The 880-nt window shown below is 54.7% G+C and carries 1 pseudogene; it reads right to left on the bottom strand.

The window, feature by feature from the left end:
* Positions 1-643: 643 nt before the first annotated feature.
* Positions 644-880, bottom strand: a pseudogene (locus tag GJ668_RS20440) (hypothetical protein); the annotation flags it as partial.

Here is an 880-nt window from a genome sequence, read left to right as displayed (position 1 = left end):
GATCGCCGTGCCGGGCGCCAAGCCGCTCCGCTGCCGGCTCTATTCCCCGCTCCGGCGGGGGGACTCTGAACGCTTACTGTGGATGAAATGAAAGCATCGTCGGGTTTCAATTCGGCGGCATGATCGCGAACCAGTCGCACAATAGCGCGACCGAGCACTTGCTCGGACGGTGCGGGGCGTAATTCTTCCATCGATTGTTTTCCTCTTTGTGGTTGCGTGTTAGCAAGTATGCACCACAAAAAAGGCACTTATCCACAGACCCAAGGGAGGTTGACAAGGGCCTGGATGCTGACCGAAACCGGCTAAGAATGCGAATGGGATAACGCCAGTCCCATAGAAAGTTAATCGGCCAATCTGGGTTATCGGTATACCGGGATATGTTCCACGTGAAACAAAAGATGAAATACCGTTCCGCACATTTGCGCGGAACGTGGCAAAAAAGAAACGCTTCCGCTCAGCTGAGCGGAACCGCTGCCAATCCGTGTAGACAGATTCAGGAGGAATGAATTGATAATTCAGGATGGGTGTAAACGTAAAAGGAACCCTGTGCGCAATTGCGCACAGGGTTCCCAGGGCGTGATAAAGCCGGTTTTTGCTTAGCGCTTGGGTGATTGCCCAATAAACGGAAAGCGAAAACAGTCAATCAAGAGGTAAACGCGACCACGTTGGACGCGCGCGAATCCGGCTCGATCAGTTCCAGGAGATATCGCGCCCATGCGTCCAGGGCGGCGCGGCGTTCGTCGAGATAGAGCGCGCGGTTATAGGTGCCGGCCACGCCAGAGCGAGTGCCCGAGACGTGATTTAAACCACGTCCAGTCAGAGATGCGTAATTTTTGTGATACGCTGTCCACATGAACTGAGTCGCCGTTGGCTCGCCCTC

It is taken from the genome of Allochromatium palmeri (assembly GCF_009720725.1).
Lineage (GTDB): Bacteria > Pseudomonadota > Gammaproteobacteria > Chromatiales > Chromatiaceae > Thermochromatium > Thermochromatium palmeri.
This window is presented reverse-complemented; position numbering and strand designations above follow the sequence as displayed.